General features: G+C 52.2%; 15 protein-coding genes. 8 read left to right on the top strand and 7 right to left on the bottom strand.

Annotated elements, in window-relative coordinates; genetic code table 11:
• Window positions 1–19: 19 nt before the first annotated feature.
• A complete protein-coding gene (locus tag ACFSW5_RS13235; RefSeq protein WP_379273698.1) occupies window positions 20–850 on the bottom strand; it encodes an ABC transporter permease in 831 nt (276 codons plus the stop codon).
• On the bottom strand, window positions 847–2,046 hold the full coding sequence (locus ACFSW5_RS13230) for a quaternary amine ABC transporter ATP-binding protein (protein WP_379273696.1): 1,200 nt from the start codon (window positions 2,044–2,046) through the stop codon (window positions 847–849). The genes ACFSW5_RS13235 and ACFSW5_RS13230 overlap by 4 nt, the downstream gene beginning before the upstream one ends.
• 252 nt (window positions 2,047–2,298) lie before the next feature.
• On the opposite strand from ACFSW5_RS13230, the gene ACFSW5_RS13225 reads away from it, so the two are divergent.
• A complete protein-coding gene (locus ACFSW5_RS13225) occupies window positions 2,299–2,856 on the top strand; it encodes a GbsR/MarR family transcriptional regulator (protein WP_379273694.1) in 558 nt (185 codons plus the stop codon).
• Window positions 2,857–3,145: 289 nt separating this feature from the next.
• On the opposite strand, the gene ACFSW5_RS13220 is transcribed toward ACFSW5_RS13225, so the two are convergent.
• Entirely contained in the window at window positions 3,146–3,928 is a 783-nt protein-coding gene (locus tag ACFSW5_RS13220) for a sugar phosphate isomerase/epimerase family protein (protein ID WP_379273692.1), read from the bottom strand.
• 14 nt (window positions 3,929–3,942) lie between these two features.
• Window positions 3,943–5,058, bottom strand: coding sequence for a Gfo/Idh/MocA family protein (locus ACFSW5_RS13215; RefSeq protein WP_379273690.1), 1,116 nt, complete (start codon window positions 5,056–5,058; stop codon window positions 3,943–3,945).
• A 222-nt stretch (window positions 5,059–5,280) separates the two neighbouring features.
• Here ACFSW5_RS13215 and ACFSW5_RS13210 point away from each other — a divergent pair, with 222 nt between their 5' ends.
• The 3 genes from ACFSW5_RS13210 to ACFSW5_RS13200 all read left to right on the top strand — a co-directional run bounded on the left by ACFSW5_RS13210 (window position 5,281) and on the right by ACFSW5_RS13200 (window position 7,698).
• Entirely contained in the window at window positions 5,281–6,261 is a 981-nt protein-coding gene (locus ACFSW5_RS13210; RefSeq protein ID WP_379273688.1) for a helix-turn-helix domain-containing protein, read from the top strand.
• 197 nt (window positions 6,262–6,458) lie between these two features.
• A complete protein-coding gene (locus ACFSW5_RS13205; RefSeq protein WP_379273686.1) occupies window positions 6,459–7,328 on the top strand; it encodes a UbiA-like polyprenyltransferase in 870 nt (289 codons plus the stop codon).
• Between the two features lie 55 nt (window positions 7,329–7,383).
• Window positions 7,384–7,698 (top strand): DUF3817 domain-containing protein, encoded by a 315-nt coding sequence (locus ACFSW5_RS13200; protein ID WP_379273684.1) that lies wholly within the window; start codon window positions 7,384–7,386, stop codon window positions 7,696–7,698.
• Window positions 7,699–7,789: 91 nt separating this feature from the next.
• Here ACFSW5_RS13200 and ACFSW5_RS13195 read toward each other — a convergent pair whose 3' ends face one another.
• Together ACFSW5_RS13195 and ACFSW5_RS13190 are read right to left on the bottom strand one after the other, a co-directional pair.
• Window positions 7,790–9,400, bottom strand: coding sequence for a response regulator transcription factor (locus ACFSW5_RS13195; RefSeq protein ID WP_379273682.1), 1,611 nt, complete (start codon window positions 9,398–9,400; stop codon window positions 7,790–7,792).
• Window positions 9,397–11,145: a sensor histidine kinase gene (locus ACFSW5_RS13190; RefSeq protein WP_379273680.1), complete on the bottom strand. Its 1,749-nt coding sequence runs from the start codon at window positions 11,143–11,145 to the stop codon at window positions 9,397–9,399. The genes ACFSW5_RS13195 and ACFSW5_RS13190 overlap by 4 nt, the downstream gene beginning before the upstream one ends.
• Window positions 11,146–11,465: 320 nt before the next feature.
• Here ACFSW5_RS13190 and ACFSW5_RS13185 point away from each other — a divergent pair, with 320 nt between their 5' ends.
• From ACFSW5_RS13185 to ACFSW5_RS13170, 4 genes are all read left to right on the top strand, one after another.
• Complete coding sequence (locus tag ACFSW5_RS13185; RefSeq protein WP_379273678.1) at window positions 11,466–12,398, top strand: ABC transporter permease; 933 nt, start codon at window positions 11,466–11,468, stop codon at window positions 12,396–12,398.
• 22 nt (window positions 12,399–12,420) lie between these two features.
• Window positions 12,421–13,335 (top strand): carbohydrate ABC transporter permease, encoded by a 915-nt coding sequence (locus tag ACFSW5_RS13180; protein WP_379273675.1) that lies wholly within the window; start codon window positions 12,421–12,423, stop codon window positions 13,333–13,335.
• Window positions 13,336–13,391: 56 nt separating this feature from the next.
• On the top strand, window positions 13,392–15,011 hold the full coding sequence (locus ACFSW5_RS13175) for an extracellular solute-binding protein (RefSeq protein WP_379273672.1): 1,620 nt from the start codon (window positions 13,392–13,394) through the stop codon (window positions 15,009–15,011).
• Window positions 15,012–15,073: 62 nt separating this feature from the next.
• Window positions 15,074–16,123: a Gfo/Idh/MocA family protein gene (locus tag ACFSW5_RS13170; protein WP_379273670.1), complete on the top strand. Its 1,050-nt coding sequence runs from the start codon at window positions 15,074–15,076 to the stop codon at window positions 16,121–16,123.
• Between the two features lie 101 nt (window positions 16,124–16,224).
• Here ACFSW5_RS13170 and ACFSW5_RS13165 read toward each other — a convergent pair whose 3' ends face one another.
• Window positions 16,225–17,544 carry a nucleotide sugar dehydrogenase gene (locus ACFSW5_RS13165; RefSeq protein WP_379273667.1) on the bottom strand — a complete coding sequence of 440 codons (1,320 nt, stop codon included), beginning with the start codon at window positions 17,542–17,544 and terminating at the stop codon, window positions 16,225–16,227.
• Between the last annotated feature and the right edge of the window lie 31 nt (window positions 17,545–17,575).

The following is a 17,575-nucleotide window of genomic DNA, read 5'->3' as shown; positions in this document are numbered from 1 at the left end:
ATTAAAACGCTCCTTCGCTTCAATTTTTGGTTTTATATATCTTTTGGGTCAAACGGTCCAGCAGAATCGCCATGATGACGATGGCTACGCCGGCTTCGAATCCGTCGCCGATTTTCGCTTGCGTAACCGCTCTGTAGACGTAAGCGCCGACGCCTTGCGCGCCGATCATGGACGAAATGACGACCATGGAAAGCGACAGCATGATCGTCTGATTGATGCCGGCCATGATGGTCGGCATCGCGATCGGCAGCTGGAGCTTCACGAGCTTCTGCATCGGCGTGGAGCCGAACGCTTCCGCCGCCTCTACAAGCTCTTCCGGCACTTGGCGGATCCCGAGGTTCGTCAAGCGGATCGTCGGCGGTATCGCGAATATAACCGATGCGATGACCCCCGGAACGACGCCAAGCGAGAAGAACGAGACGGCCGGCAGCAGGTAAACGAATGCCGGCATCGTCTGCATGAAATCGAGCACGGGCGTCACGATATTTCGCGCCGCGTTGCTGCGCGCGCACAAGATGCCGATCGGAATGCCGATGACGATGGACAGCAGCGACGCGGCAAGGACAAGCGCGAGCGATTGCATCGACTGCTCCCATAAGCCTAAATTGTCGATTAAATAAAGGCCGATAAACGCGAACAAGGCGAGCTTCCATTTGCCGAGCCAGTAGGCTAACGCGGCGATCAGTACGATCAGTACCAACGCCGGAACAACGGTAAGGACGGCTTCGATGCCGTTAACCATTCCGCCGATGACCGCATGAATGAAATCGAACACCGGGCCGAAATGCAGCGTCATAAATTGTTCCAGCCATTCGACCCAGCTGCCGAGCGGCAATTTCGGAATATTCATCGGACCGCCTCCCTTTCCGGCGTTGCGTTGCCCGCCAAGGCGGACAGCACCGCACCTTTAATGACGATGCCGAGCAGCTTCTCCTGCTCGTCGAGAACGGCGACCGGCAGCCTCGTATCCGCCATCGTCTCGAACAGCTCGTTGATAAGCGTATCCGGCGAGACCGAAGGGACTTCGCGGATGACGACGTCGGCTAGAGGCAGATTTTCCCGGAGCGCCCGGGCCGCTTCATCGGCGGTGACGATGCCGAGCAGCTTGCGGTTTTTGTCCACGGCGTACAAGCTGGACACTTCGTTCTCCCGCATCAGCTGCAGGGCGACGCGAGGCCCTCTCTCCGGCGTGATCGTCTCCGGCGGCGCCATAATATGGGAGGCCGTCAGCACTTTGGAGAGATCGACGTCTTCTACAAACCGCTCCACATATTTGTTGGCGGGCCGGGTCAATATTTCCTCCGGCGTGCCGATCTGCATGATCGTGCCGTCCTTCATAAGCGCGATCCGGTCGCCGATGCGAAGCGCTTCGTCCAGATCGTGCGTGATGAATATAATCGTCTTTTTCATGTTGGATTGGAGGCTCAGCAGCTCGTGCTGCATGTCTTTGCGAATGAGCGGATCAAGCGCGCTGAAAGCTTCATCCATCAGCAAAATATCGGGATCGTTCGCAAGCGCTCTTGCGAGCCCGACGCGCTGCTGCATCCCGCCGCTGAGCTGGTCCGGCCGGCTGTTCTCCCAATCGCCGAGTCCGACGAGCCTCAGCGCCTTGCGGGCCTGCTCCGTTCGCTCGGCCTTGCTTACGCCTTGGATTTCCAGCCCGTATTCGGCGTTCTGAAGTACGGTGCGATGCGGAAACAATGCGAATTTTTGAAACACCATGCCGATATTTTTTCGCCGAAACCGTCGAAGCTGTTCGGCGTTCATCTGAACGATGTCCGTTCCTTTAAACAGCACCTGGCCGCTCGTCGGCTCGATCAGCCGGTTCAGCATGCGTACAAGCGTCGACTTCCCGCTCCCGGAAAGCCCCATGATGACGAAGATTTCCCCTTCTTCAATCGTAAATTCGGCTTGATTTACGCCGACCGTCATTTTTGTCTCTTGGAAAATCTTTTCCTTCGACCACCCTTGCTGCAAGTAGGAAAGTCCTTTTTTCGGATCGGTTCCGAATATTTTCGTTAATTTTTTGACCTCGATAATAGGCATTGTGACCTCCTTTGGTTAAAATTTCGCAAGCTAAACTTCCTTACCATAGTCTACCGGTCATCGAAAACGCCCGTCAAAGCCCAAATACTCTATTTATTGTACGTACAGTTTTTACTTTACGAACTATACATACGGAATACTCCGTTATTCTCCCGTTTCCTTTTGGATCAGGATCTTTACTTTTGAACGAGAGTTTGATTACAATACTGAATAGCCGCTTTAGAAGAGGCTTTATTCCTCAGGAGGGAAATCATGAACGATCTTGATGGGCTTACGCCGGAAGTACTGAACAAAATCAACCATAACCGTGAGCGCGTCATCGATTCCATCGGCAAAAACATGGATCTGTACGGGATCACGTTATCCGTAGGCCATTTGTACGGCTATATGTATTTCAGCGAGAAGCCTGTGACGCTGGACGATCTGAGTCAAAAGACAGGCATGAGCAAAACATCCATGAGCACAGGCGTCCGCACGCTGATGGATTTGAAAATGATCGACAAAGTATGGGGGAAAGGCTCGCGCAAAGATTTATATGAAGCGGCGCCGGACTGGCATCAAAATTTCTGCGATTATTTCTCTATCAAATGGCGAAAAGCGGTTGAAAGCAACATGGCCGTTCTGGCCAAGGCGCTTGGCGAAATCGGGGAGATGAGAACGTTATACGGGGATGACGAGCAGGTCGTCCGCGTGCTTGATCACGACGAACGGAAAATTACGGAAGCGTTACATTACTACAAATGGCTGAGCAAATTTATCGAAGCGATGGAAAGCGGCAAAATATTCGAGCTTATTCCGAAGGAACGATAAGCCGCTCCCAGCGCTCCGATCATTTGGCTTATTCGTTTATCCATAAAAAAAATCAAAAGACAGGAATCGGCCGTTTCCGGCGCGGTTCCTGTCTTTTATATGGTTTAGGAAATTTTTCGAAGCCATTTCCGGTGGACGGGGGTCCCCCAAAAAGGGACGTCTAATCCATCATTGAAGTGACTCAAGATGAGTGGCCGCGTTAATAGGTTGGATTAGACGCCGATCCAACGAACGTTTAATGCGGACGGAATCCGCTGCAGAGCATCGCCTCACCTTTTAGGGGATTTGATTATTGGCCGGCTCCTGGACCGTAACCGTTCTCCCGGAAAAAATCCAGGCATAGTTTGGCGCTTTCGAGGGAAGAGGATTCGAACTCCTCCTGTTCCACGATGAAATATTGGATGCCGCATTCCTCCGCGATCCGAAGCACGCTCTTTAAATCTACCGTTCCTCTGCCCAGCTCGGTATCTCTCGTTCCTTCGCCGAAGTCCTTGAAATGGGCGAGGGGTACGCGGCCGGCGTATCGCCGCACGTATTCGGCCGGCTTGCAGCCTGCCGCATGCACCCAACCCAAGTCAAATTCCGCAATCAAATATTCGGCCGGGACCAGCTCCAGCAGACGGTCGATGACCGGCTTGCCGTTCACGAGCTTGAATTCGAAATCGTGATTATGGTAGCCGAACTTCAAACCGGCGGCCGTCACTTGCTTGCCGGCTTGCTCCAGCATGGCGGCAAGGCGTGCGACGTCTTCCTCCGCCGGGTCGTCCGGGAGCGGGGCCCATGGGACGATGATGTATTGCAGGCCGATTTGCTTCGCGTAATCGATCTGCTGCGCCAGATCTTCGGACCATCGGTCGGGCTCGTTGAATTTAAGACCGACATGCGCCGACGGAGCGTGCAGCTTGAGCTCGTCGAGAAGCGCTTTCAATTCGGATGCGGGAGTATCGTAATAACCGGCGAATTCGACGGCTTCGTAGCCCATTTCCGCCGCTTTGCGGATCGTTCCGAGAAAGTCTTTTTCCGTTTGGTCGCGCAGCGTATACAGCTGGATGCCTACGATCGGTTTGGCCATTCGCATCGCTCCTTTCAGGATATGGCGATTCCTTCGCCGCTTCGGTTCCGTTCAAAATAGACCGTTTGTCCCGTGCGGGCAGACTCGTATACGGCTTCGAGAATTTCCGTAACGACAAGCGCCTGCTCGGGGCGGACGACCGGCTCTTTATCATTCAGGACCGCGTCGATCCAGACCGCGCATTCGAGATCGATATCCCGCTGCTCGGTTCCGCTGTAGAAGGCGACGCCTCCGGCTTTCAGGTCGATTTCCTTGACGAACAGACGGCTGTTCTCCTCGCCGTTAATGCGGAGCCCGCCCTTCATATCGGCGCCGCCCTCGGTGCCGCACAACGTGCATTTCGCTTCGTCGACTTCCAGCGTGTTCAGCGCCCAGCTGGACTCCAGCACGATCGTCGCGCCGTTTGCCATCTTGATGAACGCCATCGCGGAATCTTCCACCGTAAATTTGGCGGGGTCCCACGGTCCCCATGCATTGGCGGCGTTTGCTCTCGAGCCGAGCTTATGGAATACCGAGCCCGTAACGGACAGCGGCTCGTAGTTGTCCATCATCCATAACGTCAAATCGAGGGCATGGGTGCCGATGTCGATAAGAGGCCCGCCGCCTTGCTTCTCCTCGTCGAGAAAGACGCCCCATGTCGGCACGGCGCGGCGCCGGATGGCATGCGCCTTGGCGTAATATATTTCGCCGAGCTCGCCGGATTCGCATATTTGCTTCAAATGCTGGCTGTCCGGCCGAAACCGGTTGTTGTACCCGATCGAAAGCTTTTTGCCGGTCCGCTTGGCCGCTTCGACCATCGCTCTCGCTTCCGCGGCGGTCTTGGCCATCGGCTTCTCGCACATGACATGCTTCCCGGCTTCCAGCGCGGCAATCGTAATCGGCGCGTGAGAATCGTTAGGCGTGCATACGTGAACGACATCGATGCTTTCGTCCTGCAGCAAGACGCGATAATCGGTATATACCTTCGAGCCTTCGCCGCCGTATTGTTCGCTTGCTTTAACGGCCTTCTCTTCCACGATATCGCAAAATGCGACCAGCTCGACATGCCCGTTCCGGCTGAGCGCCGGCATATGCTTGCCGTTGGCGATTCCGCCGCAACCGACAATGGCGACCTTCAATCGTTTCTCCAACCTCTTCGCCCTCCCAAATGCTTCAAATTGATTACGAGTCTATCATAGAATCGACTGTCCGAAGGGTCAATAACGCCGTTTAAATTATTCGGTTCATGTCGCAATCGTATAGTAATCGTGTCTAAATATTTAAGTATTCAACTTAGACGGGGCATGTTATTTTTAAAATATGTCGCAATTATGCAGTCACTCCAAAAACGGAACGCGGGAGCGATGAGGAAGATGATACGAACGGATATGAACCATCACCCTTATCCGTATGCCGTCATGAAAGAGAAGCCGGACGCGCTGGAGAGGCTCGAGCTGCAGTTCAAGTGGGGCCGTTACGGGCTTCGCGTGCTTCGCTGGCATTTGACGACGTTTGAGCCGGGTCTTGTGATTCGTTTCCATAAGCATTCGGAGTTCGAGTTTCATTTTGTGCCGCGGGGCAAAGGAACCGTCACCCTGATCGATACCGCCTATAAGCTGGAAAGCGGGATGTTTTACTTGACCGGCCCCGGCGTCGTTCATCGGCAAACGTCGGAAGCGAAAACCGGGATGGACGAGTTATGCCTGCATATCGACATTCAGCGCCTGGAGGACGGTCCGGCCGGCAGCGGATGGGGAGAGGACTGGGAAGTGAGGGAGAGCGAAAGCTGCGTCCACGTTTTGAAGCATTTTCCGCTGCGTCCGTTCCTCGACCGTCACGACGCGATGTCGTGCTTCCTGGCGGCTTACGAAGCGTTCCGCTCCGGCGACATCGGGGCTTATACGACCATTCGGCAATCCGTTATTCAGATTCTGATTCGGGCGGCGAAAGCGGCGGGCGGCCCGGACGTCCAGCAGCCGCTGCCGGAGAGGGACATTCAAGCCCATCGGCTGCGGATGGCGCTTCAATATATTCGCGATAATTACGCGAATCCGATTACGCTGCAGGAAGTCGCGGACCGGATCCAGATCAGCGGCCGCCAATTGCAGCGCTTGCTCGTCAAACACGGCATCGTGTCGTTCAGCAGTTACTTGGAGGACTTCCGTCTGCAGCGCATATGCGAGGATTTGACGGCAACGGCCGATACGGTCGAAGCGATCGCCGGGCGCCACGGTTTTGCGAACAGCAATTATTTATACCGGGTGTTCAAGCGTAAAATAGGCGTGACGCCGCTTGCCTACCGCGCCGGACAAAGCGGCGCTGCCTTGCGCTCAAGCGGAGGCCGAACGAGCTGACACTACAGAGACGTTTGCCCGTCGCGGGCACACGTCTTTTTTCTATATATAAGCTTTGCCGCCCAAGGACGGCTATGACTCAGGTATGGGCCGTTTCCGCTTGATGTGCGTTATTTTTCACAATTCATCCTAGGTGAACCGCGCAGGTTGAGCTATAATAGTTTACATGTGGATTTACGCTCAAGGAGGATTACGATGTGAACGTAGTTTTAAAGTTTGGAAGGCTCGTCAAGTTCGAGCATTCGATTTTCGCTTTGCCTTATGCTTACCTGGGCATGATTCTGGCAAGCTTTCAGGCGTACGGAACGCTGCCTTCGTGGCGCGTCGTCTTCTGGGTAACGGTGGCGATGGTCAGCGCAAGAAGCATGGCGATGACGCTGAACCGGCTGATCGACCGGAAGATCGACGCCAAAAATCCGCGTACGGCCGGACGGGAAATACCGCGGGGCGTCGTATCGGTGAAAGAAGCGGCGGCGTACGCCGTCATTTCGTTTATCGTGCTGCTGATCTCCGCTTCGATGCTGAACGGCTTATGTCTGGCGCTGCTTCCCATTGCGGTTGTCTTCTTGGTCGGCTATTCGTATGCGAAGCGGTTCACGTGGTCTTGCCATATCATCTTAGGCGTGACGGACGCTCTGGCCGTGCTCGGCGGCTGGATTGCGGTCACGGGCAGCTTCCACGCGGCCGCATGGATACTCGGCGGCATCGTAACGGCTTGGATCGCGGGGTTTGACATTATCTACGGCTGCCAGGACGTAGAGTTCGACAAGGCGAACGGCGTCCATTCGATACCGGCGCGCTTCGGGGTCAAGCGGGCGCTCACCATATCGAAATGGCTTCACGTGCTGACGATCGCGTTGTTTCTGAGCTTGCCGCTCTTTATCGAATTGGGATGGATCTATTATATCGGCGTGTTGGTGATCGCGGTGCTGCTTTATATGGAGCATCGTCTCGTCAATCCGAACGACTTGTCCAAAATCCATACCGCGTTTTTTACGATCAACAGCTATATCGCCATGGTTGCTTTTATTTTTACGTTTGCCAACGTAATCGTAAATATCGTATAACGAAAAATCGGACACAAGCAGCATCCTATTACCTGTTTGCGGGAGGAACGTGAATATGGAGCAAAGAAAACCAAGCGTTATCGTATTGCGACTGTTCAGCGTAATCGGCATCGTGGAAGGCATTTCGTTTTTGCTGCTGCTTCTTGTCGCCATGCCTCTGAAGTACGGCTTGGACATGCCGCTGGCGGTTACGATCGCGGGGAGCGCGCACGGCTTGTTGTTTACCCTTTATCTGATTGCGGCCGTCGTCGCGGCGGTCGTATGGAAATGGCCGGCCAAATATTATATCGGCGCATTCGTCGCTTCGGTGCTGCCGTTTGGCCCGTTCGTCATGGACCGTCGAATCCGCAAAACCTACTTGGGGGCTTAACGTAAAAAGATTCCGTTGTTTCATAGTTTAAAATGGCGTCCGAATAAACGGCCTTAGTTCGGTTTTGAACCGGACTAAGGCCGTTTATCGCTCATCTTCGAATGGCTTCGATCGGGGTTTTTTTATAATCGTTCGGGCTAAGGCCGACTTCATGCTTGAACAATTTCGAGAAATAAGAGTAGTTGGCATATCCTACTTTCTTTGCAACTTCAAATACGGACAACTGCGTTGTCTTTAGTAAATGCTTGGCGGCCGCGATGCGGGCTTGAATGACGTAGCTTCCGAGTGGAACGCCGGTTTCTTTCTTAAATAACCGCGCCAAATAATCCGGATGCAAATAAACGAGTTCGGCCAAATGATTTCTTGATAAGTCGTCGCCGCAATGCGTATGGATATACAGTTTAATTTGTTCGACCACCGATTGCGGCTGTTCGGCGAAGTCCCGGCAATCCATAGCGGTGTTCACCAAATATTGAAAGTATTCTTCCATATCTTCTATGGAGTTCAAAGAATTCAGCAGCAGCTGATCGTTCGTTCTGCCCGTATACAGTTTATGCGCTTGTATGCTTTTCGTCTTGAGGAAGGAATAAATGAGCTGCACGATATCCAGCCGGAACAAGCTAAGGATCGAGATATCGAGCGTATTGTTATTGAGACGGTCCTTCAAATACCGAGAGGTTTCCTCAAGAAACGCGGCGCCTTCATTTCGGTCAAGCAGCTCTTCGAGACGCAATAAATCAGGCGGTACATAATCGGACTGGCTGCGGCGGCCATAGCTTTCGGCGCGAAAGGTTTGATTGCGGCATTTTACCGTTTCATCGTTCATATAGAGCAGCGTTTTGATGCTTTGTCCGATGTTTTCCAGCTTGCCCGGCAAGGCGATCGTGAAGCAAGCGTCGGATTTTAAGTATTGATTCGCCTTTGGAATAATCGCGGAACAGAGCTCTTCGACCGTTTGCGTGTCGGGGGCTTCGTTCCATTTCAAGACGGCTATCCAGTTGTATGGTTTATATTCCAGAATCGTTTCGATCGAAAAGAAGGAATGCGGAAACAATTCGTACAAAACGTTAAGAAGGGCAAAATCGAACAGGCCTTTATCCGTTTTGCCCAAGCTTCCGTCGTAAGGGAAGACATTGATTAATAAAGGCTGAAAGGTATCGGTCATCCGATAGCGGAGGTTTTTTTCCTCGATGGAATGGACGATACGATCTTGTTTGACCGGGAAGGAGACGCTTCCGTTAACCAATTCCCGCCAAAAATGCTCCCGTATTTTGGCTTGATTTTTTTGCCAGAAATAACCTTCCTGTATCGCTTTTTCGTTTTTCTGTTGTTCTTTTGCTTTTGCAACCGCTTTTTGGATAATAAGCACCAGCTTATCGAACTCGATCGGCTTTAGGAAGTACTCGAAGCTTTGCAATTCGATCGCCTTCTGCGCATAGTTGAAATCAGCGTAGTTGGTCAAAAAAATCGTTTGAATGTTGTATTTCTCCTCCCGGATCCACGCCAACAGCTCCAGTCCGCTTCCTTGCGGCATATCGATATCGGAAATTAAAATTTCAACGGGGTGTCTTTTAAGGATTTCCCGCGCCTGAGCTACGTTGTTCGCCGTGTAAACCGTTTCGATCTGCAAGGAAATCCAGTCGATTTTCTTTTCCAGTGCGGTTACGACAAAATAGTCGTCATCGACAAGCAAGGCATTCATGTACTTCCCTCCGCTTCGGGTTCGTCTTTCGGAAAATTCGGAAGACACAGGATGACGCAAGCGCCGCCGCCTTCGTTATTGGAGAAACGGACTTCCGCTTGACGATCGTAAAGATATTCCAATCTTTGAAGCGTATTCATAATGCCGATGTGCGTACCTTCGGATTGATCCAACGGCATGCCGTTCACAAGCTTCTCCAAGACGGCATTCGGAAAGCCGGGCCCGTTGTCGGATACCCGGATCTCCGTCCAATCCTCATCCTTTTCCTTATCGGCCCTGCGCTCCACCGAGAGTTGAACGAGCACCTCGTTTTCCCGCGATACGGCATGTTTAATCGCATTTTCAATGAAAGTTTGAAGCACCAACGGAGGGATTTTGACGCCGGCCGTATGCTCCTCAAGCTCGATGCGATATTGGAACGCATGGGGATAACGCTGCCTTTGAATTTCGAGATAAGTCCGGGCATGCTCGATTTCATCCTCCAGCTTGACGAAATGCCGGTCGTTTTGAAAGATATAGCGAAAATATTTCGAAATCGATAACGTCATCTGCTCTATTTCTTTATGCATTTGCATTTGTGCCATACTGTAAATGGTCGTTAAGCAATTGAGAAAAAAATGGGGCTTAATTTGCAATTTCATGTAGTCCAGCTGAATCTTCTGCTTTTCCAGCTCCCGCTCGTAAAGATCGATCTTAATCTTGTTGATTTGTTTCACCATTTCGATAAACTGCCGGTTTACTTTTTCCAGCTCCACGATTTGACTGCTTTCGAAGTCGATCCCTTCTCCGTTGCTCGTTAAGAGGGCAAGGTTATTGGAGAAATTTTTGATCGGCGCAAGCACCTTTCTCTGAAAATACAGCATCATAAAACAGAAGTAACAGGCGATTATGACGGCCAGAAGCACGACGAGCAGCTGGGCGATCATAATTTTTTCAAAGGTTCCGAATTGGACGGACAGTTCAACGTAGAAAGATGCGTTGGAAAATTCTCTGATTACGGTCGTCCGGATTTGCAAAAGCTTCAAGAGCATGGACTTGTCGAAAGGTTGAACCGATTGTTCGCGAGCCGAGACCGGATCGGTTACGGTCGTTCCTTCCGCATTCGCCAAGGAGACGTATCCGTTTCCGCCCAGCTTGATTTCGCGCAACGGACGGATGAGCTCGTCTGTCGAAATCAGGCTGATCATATAGCTTTCATGATAGGGCACAATATTGATAATGTAGTAGTTATCGTTGAGCCTTATCGTCGTCCATTGGGAATAAAATTTATCATAAATATTTTTGTCCTCGGCGTAATCTGTCATTTGTTTTTTCAAAGTTAAATATTCGGGATACGACAAGCTCATTGGGGCGGTATTTAAAAGAAAACGCCTGTCGCTTAAATAGAGAAAGAAGTTATATTCTTTACCGTAGCTTTTTTGCAGCTCGGCAAACCGTTTATAGAGGTTGTTCCGCGCTTTTATAAATTCCGGTTCGGCCGTGCCGTGCTCTCTCATGGTCTCTACATCCTCGTCGTTCGCAAGCGTCCATCCCGCAAAATGATTCAAATAGGAAAAGTTATGATTGATCTTGTCGATATACAGATCGGCCGTATCTTGCACGTATTGCGCGGACTGCTGCTGGACAAGGGAGATGGAAGCCATGCTAATGATGACGTCCAGAATCAAGGCGGCGAAAGAAACGAGGAGCAGCATTTTCACATAATGCTTGATCGGTTGCATCTTGTTTTCCGCTCTTAGGATCATTTGCCTATGCCGACTCCTTTTGGGTTGGCTCGATATTTGGCCTTCTGTTTTTGTAACTATTATAAATCCGTTGGACGGAAAAACAACAAGAACAATGACAGGTTTGCCCGAATGTCCGAAAAGTGCCATGCAAAGTCCGGATAACGTCATGCGGCTGCCTTTTTCCCGCGATTAACAAGCCGGCCGGCACTCGCAAAAGTCCGAATCCTTCTCTCATGAAGTCCGAATCGGAACGAGAGACGACATTATAATAAACTTGTGAAAGCAAACATTTTTGTTGTCCTAGTCTTAAGGACGAACGTTTAGGGAGGGGAACGGTTTTGCGCGCCGCACGTCTGCCGAGCGCCGGCATACAAAGCACGGTTCGAAGGATCGGAAGGAACTGGGGCTTATATTTGTTATTGCTCCCTGCCGTAGCGCTGCTTCTATGCTTCACCTATAAACCGATGTATGGCGTTATGATCGCTTTTAAAGATTACAGTCCCGCTTTGGGGATAACGGGAAGCCCGTGGGCCGGCTTCAAGTACTTTGAGAAGTACTTTAACTCCTATCAATTTGAAGTCACGATTCGAAATACGCTGCTTATCAGCCTTTACAGCTTCGCCACGTTTCCGATTCCGATCGTCTTTGCGCTCTTGGTCAATCAGATGCGGCAAAATCGGTTCCGGCGTTTTTTTCAGACGGTCACCTACATGCCGCACTTTATTTCCACCGTCGTGCTTGTCGGGTTAATGTTGATCTTGCTTTCCCCAAGCAGCGGTTTGATCGGGAGCCTATACCGCTTGTTCGGAGCGGAGGCGCCTAATCTGATGGGCTCGCCCGGCCTGTTCAGCAGCGTATACGTATGGTCGGACGTATGGCAGCAGACGGGGTGGAACAGCATCATTTTTCTTGCCGCGCTGTCGGCGATCGATCCGAGTCTGTATGAAGCGTCCAAAGTGGACGGCGCCAGCCGCCTGCAGAACATTTGGTACATCGATCTTCCCATGCTGATGCCGACTGCGGTGACGCTGCTGATCCTCCGGGTGGGCAGTCTTTTGGGCGTCGGTTTTGAAAAGGCTTACTTGATGCAAAACAATTTAAACATCTCCGGCAGCGAAGTTATTTCAACCTATGTGTACAAGATCGGCCTGCTGAGCACTCAATACAGCTTCTCTGCAGCCATTAACCTGTTTAACACGGTCATTAACTTCATCTTGCTGATCATGGTCAACCGCATTTCGAAAAAATACAGCGAAAATAGTCTTTGGTAAACGGGAAGGAGGGAGTGGTGCCATGGATGCGGCGACTAATCCGGCGTTGCGGAAATCGGCTAGAACCGCTTTTTCCGACAACGCGTTGAATGCGCTGTTGTATGTTTGGGCGGCGGCCGTCCTGCTTGTCACGCTGTATCCGCTCTATTTTATCGTCATCGCCTCCGTCAGCGATCCGTCCGCGGTCGGGAACGGACAGGTATGGTTATATCCAAGAGGGTTTACGCTGGAAGGCTACAGGGAGCTGTTAAACCACTCGAACATTTGGATCGGCTACCGGAACACGATCTTGTATACGGCGGTCGGAACCGCAATCGGTTTGGCCGTCAATTTATCGGCAGCTTATGCGTTATCCCGGAAAGATCTGTTCGGCCGCAACACGATTACGCTGTTTTTTATCTTTACCATGTTTTTTAACGGCGGTCTTATTCCTACCTTTTTAACGATTCGCGATTTCGGCTTGTACGATACGTTCTTGGTTATGGTTCTGCCGTTTGCCGTCGGCGTTTTCGACATTATTGTGGCGCGGACTTTTTTTCAGAACAGCATTCCGCCCGATTTGTGGGAGGCTGCGCAAATTGACGGCTGCGGGAACCTCCGCTATTTTGCGCTGGTCGTTCTGCCGCTGTCAAAGGCGATTATTTCGGTGCTGGCGCTATGGATTGCGGTGGGCCATTGGAACTCTTATTTTAATGCGCTGATTTATTTGAAGAATAATGATCTGTATCCTCTGCAGCTCATTTTGCGAAATATTTTGATCACCAATCAGATGCAGTCGAGCATGGGGACCGGCGAAGCCGCCCAAATCGCCTTGCGGCTTGCCAATTTGATGCGCTATTCCGTCATTATCGTTTCCACGTTACCGATCATGTGCATTTATCCGTTTGTGCAAAAGCACTTCAACCAGGGGGTGATGATCGGAGCCGTAAAAAATTAAAGGGAGGACGTTAGGAAAGTGAAGCAGGATGGAAAAATATAACGGAGGGATCCGGTATGGTTAAAGCGACGAAATTCGCAACTAAAACGGTTGCACTGGTTTCTATTCTCGCGCTTCTTGTCGCAGGCTGCAGCGGCAATAGCGGCGATAACGGAAAGAACGGAACGAACGGAGGTTCCGATACGGCCGGGGGCTTCAATAAAGAAGGTCTCCCCATCGTGAACGAACCGGTTACGTTGGATGTGCTGACGGTTCGCTGGGGCAACATGGGTGACAGCTTTACGAAAAATGCCTGGCTGCAGGAGCTTGAGAAAAACAGCAACGTCAAAATCAATTGGCAGGTGATGTCTTCGAACGACTGGGGCGAGCAGAAATCCGTCATGCTGGCGAGCGGCGAGCTTCCGGACGTCATTTTCGGGAATCTTGCGTTCGGCGATTCGGACATTATCAACAACTTAAATTATTTCCGCCCGCTGGATGAGTATATCGACCAATATATGCCCAATCTGAAAGCCGCCATGGAAGAAACGCCCGAAATGAGAAAAATCAGCACGTTCCCGGACGGGAAAATATACTCCTTGCCCGCCAGGCTCCCATCGCGCCCGGTATCCGCAAACCAGCCGGTGATTAACAAAGCTTGGCTGGACAAATTGGGTCTTAAGGCGCCTGAAACCGTCGATGAACTTTATCAAGTGTTCAAAGCCTTTAAAGAACAGGATCCGAACGGGAACGGCAAGAAGGACGAGATACCGTTCAGCAATTCGGGGGATATCGAGATGCAGCTCCTCACATCGTTCGGCATTACCAATTTAAGAGGAAACAATATGATGATCAAGGACGGCAAGCCGGAATATTTCCCTATTTCCGAGGAGTATAAGGAAGGCTTAAAGTGGGTGCATCAATTATACGCGGAAGGTTTGATCGATCCGGAGACTTTTACGCAGGATAATACGATGCTGAGCGCGAAGCGGCAAAATCCGGACGCGCCGCTTATCGGATTTTCTTATCAGTGGACGCCCGACGCCGTTTTCGGCCAATGGAGCGGGCAATACGAGACGATTGCGCCCATTGCCGGACCGGATGGTAAGCGCTATCAGGAAGGCGATCCGAACGGTTTAAGCTTTAGACGCAACGAAGTATTGATTACGTCCTTTAACGAACATCCGGAGGTTACGGCCCGTTGGATCGACCAGTTCTATACCGGGGAAGCAAGCATTCAGAACTTCTGGGGAGCGATCGGCACCGCTATCGAGAAAGGCGACGACGGCACGTACTCCTTGATGGCTCCGCCCGACGGCATTAGCGCGGACGCATGGTATTGGGACAATTCGCTTCGGGATTTCGGCCCCAAATACGCAAGCCCCGCCTTTGAGAAAAATATTAAGCTAGATACTTCGACCGGCGACGGACTGAAGATGGAGCTGGATAAGCTGGGCAAAGAGCATGTCACTGAGCCGTTTCCGGAGGTTATGTTTACGGCGGAAGAATATCAAGAATTGCCTACTCTCACTACCGATATTAACAGCTATATATTGAGCACCCGCGCGCAATGGGTAACGCAAGGCGGCATCGACGAAAACTGGGACGCGTACGTGAAGCAGCTTAACGATATGGGGCTGCAAAAGCTGCTCAAAATCTATGAGGATGCTTATAACCGCTACATGAAGGCGGAATAAGCCGTAAGCGGCATAAGGAAACCGTTACACGCGTTAAACGACGGATTCGGGAGGACAGCAAAATGAACAAATATCGCATCGGTTTGATCGGCCTGGGAGGAATGGCGCGGGAGCATATTCGCTGGATGAACGAAACGGGCCGTTTGGAGATCGTGGCGGTGAGCGACGTAAACGCCGATAGCATGAAACTGCTCGGCGATAGACTCGGAATTGCCGAGGATAAGCGTTATGCCGGATTTGAGCGGTTAATCCGGGATTCGGATGTCGAAGCGGTCGTATCCGTCACCCCGAATAACGTCCACGCGGACATTATCCGCGTCTGTTTGCAGGAGCACAAACCGTTTTTGACCGAGAAGCCGTTCACCCGAACGTTCGATGAGGCCGTGAAGCTGCTCGAATTGTACGAACGGCGGCCGGTTCCGGCCATGATCGGCTTCAGCTACCGCTATACGCCGGCTTTCCGTTATGCCCGGGAGCTTGTGCGCGAAGGAAAGATAGGGACGGTTCGCAGCTTTTCCATCCAGTATTTGCAGGGATGGGGGGCGGCGATATACGACGCTCCGTATACATGGCGATATAACAAGGATATAACCGGTACGGGAACGCTTGGCGATCTAGGATCGCATATGATCGACATGGCACGTTTTCTTTTCGGAGAATTCGAGGAGCTCTCTGCGCAATTGCACACGTTTATACCCGAGCGCAAAGATGCCGCAAGCGGAAATATGACGAGAATCGAAGTGGACGATTTCGCAAGCTTTCAGGCTCGCATGACCGACAATGCCGCGGGCGTCTTTCAGACAACGCGCAACGCCGTTGGATCGGGGAATCAGCACGAGGTGTCTGTCTACGGGGATTCCGGCACCATTTACGCTTCGACGCTTGATCCGGACCGGCTGATCTGGGTACGCGAGGAACAACCCGGACAGCTGGCGAAGACGACGCTCGAAGTGCCCGGCCGCTGCAAAGTGAAGCAATACGATGATTTTGTTGCGCTATTGGAAGGTTCCGTACCCGACGGATTTCCCGGATTCATGGATGGATACCGCAATCAAGAGGTGCTCGATGCCGTCGTTCGTTCCAGCGAAGGGAAGAGGACAATCGAGCTTTAGCCGCAAGTCTTGCATCGGTATCAAAACCAAAGAAAGCAAGCTGTCCGGTCTTATCCAGGCAGCTTGCTTCTTGTTGGTTAAGCGGTGCAATCCGGACTCCTTTACGGCATCGCTCCTCCGCCCAGCCGGTATACGCGGGCTGCGCCCTCCAATCCGCTCGTTGCGTTGCGGGTATCGAATACGAGACGTGCATGCCGCATGACTTGGTCGAAGGGCACGGAGGCATGATCGGCGGCGATGAGAACGCAGTCGACTTGAGTTAGAAGCTCGTCGGTAAGATCGACGGAAGCCATCCGTTCTCCTTCCAGCTGCAGCATCGGCACGTACGGATCATGGTAACGGATGTCGGCGCCGCTTCGCTTCAGCAGCTTCAATAGCTCGACGGCTCCCGATTCACGGATGTCGCCGGTATCCTTCTTGTAGGCGGCGCCAATCAGAAGAATTCGGGCTTCCTTCAAAGGCTTCTGCGGCGTCATAAGCAAGGCGATCCGGGAAACGATGTAGGCCGGCATGCCGCGATTGATCTCGTCGGCCAAGGCGACGAAGCGGCTTTCCAGCCCCGTCTGTCTGGCCGCCCATTGCAGGTACAGCGGATCGACAGGAATGCAGTGTCCCCCTGCAGAAGGCCCCGGATAGAAGGGATGAAACCCGAACGGCTTGGTTGAAGCCGCGTCGATAATTTCCCATACGTCCACCTGCAGCGCATCGCATAGCATTGCGATCTCGTTGGCAAACGAAACGTTGACCAGCCGGTACGTATTTTCCAGCAGCTTGGCCATTTCGGCCGCTTCCGTCGAGGAGACGGGGACGATCCGTTCGAATGCGCTGCCGTATAATGAACTCATCCTACGCAAGCATGCATCGGTGATCCCGCTTATCACTTTAGGGATTTGTTCAAGCGGATAGCTGTAATTCGACGGATCCAACCGCTCCGGCGAATGTCCGAGAAAAATATCCGTCCCGACCTTCAGTCCGGACGCCTCCAGCAACGGACGCAGCATACGGGACGTCGTTCCCGGGTACGTCGAGCTTTCCAGCGAGACAAGCTGGCCTTTGACGATGCGTCTTCCGATCTCCCGCCCGGCCGCTTCGATGCGCGAAAGGTCCGGGGCCCGGGAGCCGTCGAGCGGGGTCGGTACGCAAATCAGAATGGCGTCCGCCTGCCGAATGTCGTCATATTGACCGGTCGCCCGGAAGTTCCCGCTTGCCAAAGCGGACTGCACATCGGTGTTTTGTACGTCGGGCAAATAGCTTTTTCCGTGGTTCAGCGTTGCGATTTTGACCGGATCGGTATCGATGCCGATGACGCTGTAGCCTTTCCTGCAAAAAAGGAGGGATAGCGGAAGGCCGACGTAACCGAGGCCGACGACGGCCGCCGTTATCCGGCGGCCAGCGCCGAGCGGGGCTTTATTGCTCGCCATCTGGTAATGCTCCTTTCTTGCCGATTGATTT

The organism is Paenibacillus thailandensis (assembly GCF_042685365.1).
GTDB classification, from domain to species: Bacteria; Bacillota; Bacilli; order Paenibacillales; family Paenibacillaceae; genus Paenibacillus_AP; species Paenibacillus_AP thailandensis.
Note: the sequence above shows the minus strand (reverse complement) of the source record. Positions and strands in the feature narration are given on the sequence as shown.